Source organism: Candidatus Binatia bacterium, from assembly GCA_036382395.1.
GTDB lineage: Bacteria > Desulfobacterota > Binatia > HRBIN30 > HRBIN30 > JAGDMS01.
The window spans coordinates 1-4,977 of record DASVHW010000208.1 but is presented as its reverse complement, the minus strand read 5'-3'; the positions used below and the strand labels follow the sequence as shown (position 1 = coordinate 4,977).

Sequence of the window (4,977 nt, the reverse complement as noted above, 5' to 3'; positions counted from 1 at the left end):
ACCTATCTGCGCGCCCGCTTCGAGCGGGCGGCAAATGAAGAAGGCACTCCGGTGTACTTCCCTTCCCGTCCGCTCTCGACCGACAACGCGGCGATGATCGCGGCGGCGGCGTATCCAAAGTTCCTGGCCGGCGATTTCGCGGAGCCTGAGTTGTCGGCCGAACCGGCACTGCAATTGCGGTAGGGCCCTCGGCACTTCTAAAGTCTAATTGTCCAGAATTCAAAGACAATGCGGGCCCGGCTGAAGGCAGCCGGGCCCGCACTATTGGGGGTGGGAAGGATCAGCTTCTACCTGCGGGTTTCATTTCGGCCAGCGCGATGGCGAGCGCACGGTCGAGTTGCTTCACGATGTCAATGTCTTTATAGATGGCGCAGTCGGCGCGGTCCTCGTTCGCCTTGGCTTCCCGTTCGCTGCTCCGGCCGCACAGGATGATGATCGGAATATCGGCTGTCTCGGGGCGCCTCTTCAACTCGGTGATGAGTTCGCTGCCGGTCATGCGCGGCATCATCATGTCGGTCACGATCAGGTGGGGACGGAGATGTTGCAGGGCCAGCACGGCTTCGGCGCCGTCGGTGACCGCCTCCACAGTCCATCCCCGCTCCTCGAGATACCGGCATACCGTGTGCCGGACGAGCATCGAGTCATCCACAATCAGTGCCAGCGACAATTCCCCTCCTCGCACGGCACGCTTGTTCAGGGCGGACCAGGACGTTTCCTTCTGCCGCGCCAAACTTCAGCGCAATTGCTTTGTTGGAAGGGAACAGTAGCAAAGCCCCATGCGCCTTACAAGATAACTCCGGGCACCCGTTATTACCTTGGTCACGGCCCTGGAATCGGCGCCCGGAATACGTTTTTGGACTTGAATTTGTTTCGACTTCAGTCGCCTGCGCCCTCCACGGCGGGCAGGTCGGGTTCGGGCTCCAGGGTGCCGCGCTTGGTTCTCACCTTGGCGCTGGTTACCAGCGCCACGCCGGCGACGATGATGGCGCTGCCGGTCAGAATGTAGGCGTCCACTTTTTCGTGCAGGACGAGCCAGCCCAAAAATACCGCCACCACCGGATTTACGTATGCGTACGTGGCGACCTTCGGCATGGGAACGTTGTGCAGCAGCCAGATGTAGGCGCTGTATCCCACCCACGATCCGAATACCACCAGGTAGGCGATCGCAGCCAGCCCGCGCATGGTCCAGACCACGTGGTGGTAGTCGCCGACGATGGCCGCTACTCCAAAATTTACCAGCCCGGCGAAGGTCATTTGCCACCCGGCGCCCACGAACGCATCGGAGGAGGTGCTCCAGCGTTTGGAGAGCACCGACCCGATCGCCCACGACAGCGACCCGCCCAGCAGCGCCAGGCAGGCAAACAGTTCCTTGTGTCCCAGGGCGGTGGCGGCGTGGAGCTTGGGCCAGACCAGCACGACGATGCCGGCAATCCCCAGAAGCAGGCCGACGATGCCGCGCCGCGACAGATGATCGCCGCGCAGGATCCATGTTTCGATCACCAGGAACCACAGCGGCGTGATGGAAACGATCAGCGCCGCCAGTCCACTGGGGACCGTCTCTTCCGCCCACGCCAGCACCACGTTGGCGATGCTCAGCAGCAGGATGCCGATGACGGCGAGGCGGACGGCTTCACGTACGCTGATGGAGATACGGCGTCCGGTGAGCGCGCACCAGCCCAGCAGCAGCACTCCCGCGGTAAGGAAGCGCAGGCCGCCCATCAGCGGCGCCCCAATGTGCTCCACCGAAATCGCGATCGCCAGGTACGTCGAGCCCCAGAAGAAATAGACGAGCGCAAAGGCGAGGAAGGCACTGCGTCGGTACTGGCGTTCGGAGGAGTTCATGGTGGATTACGGAATATTTACCTTAACAGAGTCCGGCGCCAGGACCCGATGCGGCGCGGGCTGGCGGAGCCGGCGGAGTTGTGGGCATGGAGCAGCTACCGGACGTATGCTCTCGGCGAGCGCGGACGGGTGAACTTAAACGAGTGGCGGAGATCAGGATCGGCGGTAGGTCGGAGTAGAAGATGTTGAGCTTACGGATGCCGACCCTTGGAAACCCGCGAAGGGGGATCCGGCGGAAGGGGAACGTATTTTCTCGTGACATCCCCTTTTATGGAACCCGGTTAGTCGGACTTTTCAAGTTCCACTCCGTATCGTTTTGCGGCAGACTGTATGCGCTTCCACGCCGCCCGACGTTCCGCTTCCGTAACGCCCGTCACCTGGTTGAAGCGCGCAGCAGCGTTGCGAACGTGAGAGGCATTTTCCAGCGGCTCCTTGCGTTGCTTGGGGAAAGCGAACTTGGTGGCGGATATCCGATCACGAGCTGGCTTGGTTAGCTTTGCCATTATTTCCTCCCGCTGAACATCCCCCTGCGCACGAACGGCCCGGGACTCTTTACCAGGTTGGATTACGGCAGCTTTTCCGGTTCCTGCCGCGTGGTCTGGTCGATGTCTTCTTCCCGTGCGGATTCGGTCATGCGCGGCTCATCCATTTCCTTTTTGACGCGAGCGAGTGTCGCTTGGTTGGATTCGTGTTTCGGCTCGTTCTTATGCATTCTTGCACGATGTCACGAGTGCAAAGGGATTACCGGTCAATTTGGTACAGGGCGGGCAGTTTCAAAATTGTCTTCCTACCGAGCAGTTGTGAACAGTCTGTACTCATCCGCAAAATGTAGCATCTCAAAATGTGAAACGAGGAGGCCCTTAAACGCGGTCGAGGGTTGGACTATCGAAGATGAACAGTGTCAGAAGATCGGCGGAGGGTATAAGGCAGCGCGTTCAGATTTTTACTGTTTCTCTGAATGGAAATGGAGCCAACATTTTATCTACGCCGATCCAGAGTCCAACGCCATGACAAGGGCAGGTGCCTCATAATCTGCGCTCTCCTCTCGACGGTGCCCCGCATCTGCCGCAGTTAGCAGACGCGGGGCGCCGTCGACAGGATAAGAAGCGCCGGATACTGCCTCGCACCCGATTGGAGATATTCACATGAAGTGGTCAACCCTTTGTATCGTCGTCTTGCTCGGCTTAGCCCTGGCAGGGCAGGCCGGCGCTCAAAGCAGCGCCGATTCCTACCGTAAGGCCGGAGCGGCCTATTTCAAAGCAGGCCAGTTCCGCGATTCCGTGAAAGCTTACCAACAGGTGATTCGCCTTAAGCCCAATGACGCAGACGCCTACCAGCAGCTCGGCGAAGCGTTCACCCGCCTCAACATGAACAAGGAAGCGGCGGAAGCCTTCGAGAAGTCGGCCGACCTGCTGACGTCCGGCACCGGGGCATCAGCTTCGTCCCCGGCGCCTGCGGCAGCTCCGCCTACTCAAAACACAATGCTCCAAGCGCAGCCTCAGCCCTCTGCTGCGAACAGACAACTGAAGCATAAGGTCGGCGAACGCGTTGATTATGTCGACAGTGGCGTATGGTTCAAAGCAATCATCATTGCAGTGCGCGATGACAGTGCCGAGCATTTAGACGGCAAAATATATTCCCCATTTCGCGTCCATCCGCTCGGTTACACCGAGCACGCGGACGCTTGGGTGTGTTGTGTGGACTTTACCGATCACCGCTCTCAACTCCGTCCTGCCGGTTCCCAGGCGACTGAGCCTGTACCCGGCGGCGAAGCAAACGACGAGGTGCTGAAGGCGATGCGTGGGGGTGTCGCTACTGTTGTGGCCTCTCCCGCATTTGGGTATGTGGGCCGCAACACCCCACCACCCAAACAATACCACTGCGTGTATTTTGTCGGGAATCATCTCGAGGATACGGCACCGTTAACCATAACGGGAGACAGCACTTACACGGGCGGCACATACAGCTTCACCCCGGAATCGAAGACGTTGACCTTCCACGGCGGTGTTTACGACGGGCAGCGCGCCGAGTATGAAACGAACGGCGGCCAGCCGCAGCTTCACATTCTGGGTAAGAGCGGGCGTCGCGTTATCGATTGCGATTAACCCGCGGTCGAGGAGGATCGTTAGCCATCATTCAACCCAACTGGAGTGTGCCTGCGTTGAACTGAGGACGCACATCCAGGCAGTCGCTCAAATATTTGAGGGCCGGGGTTCCCTACCTTTCGACCTTTTGCCGACTGGATCGTTTTCCCTGATACACTCATGCGTTCGGGGTCTCCCGCATGTTCCGGCTCGTTTTCCCAATCCTCATCTGCGTTTCCCTTGTCGCCTCCGCGGCCGACCTCAAGTACAGTAAGAAAATCAAGGACGCATCCGGCGAGCACGGGGCACTGACGTTCTATTTCCAGGGACAGCGCATCCGCATCGATCATCGCAATGAAGTCGGATACGGCTGGAAGGATGGCAGGCCGGAGACGCTCGCCTTCGGTCCGCGCATGGCCACCATCTACCAGTGCGACATGCACCGCGTCCTGCAACTGGACTTCGATCATCACCAGTACACGGTGACGGAATTCAACAAGGACGGGACGCCGGCGAACGCTGCTCCTTCGCCGTTCCCATCCCGGCCCGGCGGCGCGAAGGTGAAGCTTACGGTGGAAACCCGCGACACCGGCGAGACGAAACAAGTCTTCGGCCAAACTGCACGGCGTTTCGTGACCGACCGCAAACAGGTTCCTTCTCCCGGCGCGTGCGCCGTCGCCCAGGAGACCACCGAAGATGGCTGGTACATCGACGTAGACCGGTCGCAACAGACCTGCATGGAGGGCAAACTTCCTTCCGGCCCCGCCGTGACCGTGCTCGTCAGCGCGAATTGCAATGACGATTTTGAGGTACAACAGATCGGGCCGGTGCTGCCACGCTTCCCGGTGGAAGTATCAGTCACAACCCATGGCGGCGGCAGCGGTGCAAATCATTCGATGACGGCCATGGTGACCGACTTCTCCCGCCTGCCGCTCGAGCCGCAGATATTCGATCTTCCCACCGGCTACAAGCACGTGGATAAGCTCGACGACTCGCCCTCACTGCCCTGGCTGCTGCGCGGAAAATTGATGTGGCAGAGCGCCAAGACGAC

7 protein-coding genes are annotated in these 4,977 nt (G+C 59.8%); 3 read left to right on the top strand and 4 right to left on the bottom strand.

Going from position 1 to position 4,977, the window contains the following annotated elements; genetic code table 11:
* Positions 1 to 183 (top strand): tRNA (adenosine(37)-N6)-threonylcarbamoyltransferase complex transferase subunit TsaD (locus tag VF515_09600; protein HEX7407889.1); only part of this gene is annotated, 183 nt, incomplete at its 5' end.
* A gap of 97 nt (positions 184 to 280) precedes the next feature.
* On the opposite strand, the gene VF515_09595 is transcribed toward VF515_09600, so the two are convergent.
* From VF515_09595 to VF515_09580, 4 genes are all read right to left on the bottom strand, one after another.
* Positions 281 to 667 (bottom strand): response regulator, encoded by a 387-nt coding sequence (locus VF515_09595; protein ID HEX7407888.1) that lies wholly within the window; start codon positions 665 to 667, stop codon positions 281 to 283.
* 209 nt (positions 668 to 876) lie between these two features.
* The gene (locus VF515_09590; GenBank protein HEX7407887.1) at positions 877 to 1,842 is read right to left on the bottom strand and encodes an EamA family transporter; all 966 of its coding nucleotides are present in this window, start codon (positions 1,840 to 1,842) and stop codon (positions 877 to 879) included.
* Positions 1,843 to 2,123: 281 nt separating this feature from the next.
* Positions 2,124 to 2,345 carry a DUF6582 domain-containing protein gene (locus VF515_09585; protein ID HEX7407886.1) on the bottom strand — a complete coding sequence of 74 codons (222 nt, stop codon included), beginning with the start codon at positions 2,343 to 2,345 and terminating at the stop codon, positions 2,124 to 2,126.
* Positions 2,346 to 2,407: 62 nt separating this feature from the next.
* A complete protein-coding gene (locus VF515_09580) occupies positions 2,408 to 2,554 on the bottom strand; it encodes a hypothetical protein (protein HEX7407885.1) in 147 nt (48 codons plus the stop codon).
* A 433-nt stretch (positions 2,555 to 2,987) separates the two neighbouring features.
* Between VF515_09580 and VF515_09575 the strand changes: the two genes are divergently transcribed.
* The gene (locus VF515_09575) at positions 2,988 to 3,947 is read left to right on the top strand and encodes a tetratricopeptide repeat protein (GenBank protein HEX7407884.1); all 960 of its coding nucleotides are present in this window, start codon (positions 2,988 to 2,990) and stop codon (positions 3,945 to 3,947) included.
* A gap of 179 nt (positions 3,948 to 4,126) precedes the next feature.
* The coding region (locus VF515_09570) for a hypothetical protein (protein ID HEX7407883.1) at positions 4,127 to 4,977 on the top strand (851 nt) is incomplete at its 3' end.

What these genes read in the sequence shown, in the direction of transcription:
- VF515_09580 (HEX7407885.1), bottom strand. Translation starts at nt 2,554, where the DNA reads ATGCATAAGAACGAGCCGAAACACGAATCCAACCAAGCGACACTCGCT.
- VF515_09575 (HEX7407884.1), top strand. Translation starts at nt 2,988, where the DNA reads ATGAAGTGGTCAACCCTTTGTATCGTCGTCTTGCTCGGCTTAGCCCTG.
- VF515_09585 (HEX7407886.1), bottom strand. Translation starts at nt 2,345, where the DNA reads ATGGCAAAGCTAACCAAGCCAGCTCGTGATCGGATATCCGCCACCAAG.
- VF515_09590 (HEX7407887.1), bottom strand. Translation starts at nt 1,842, where the DNA reads ATGAACTCCTCCGAACGCCAGTACCGACGCAGTGCCTTCCTCGCCTTT.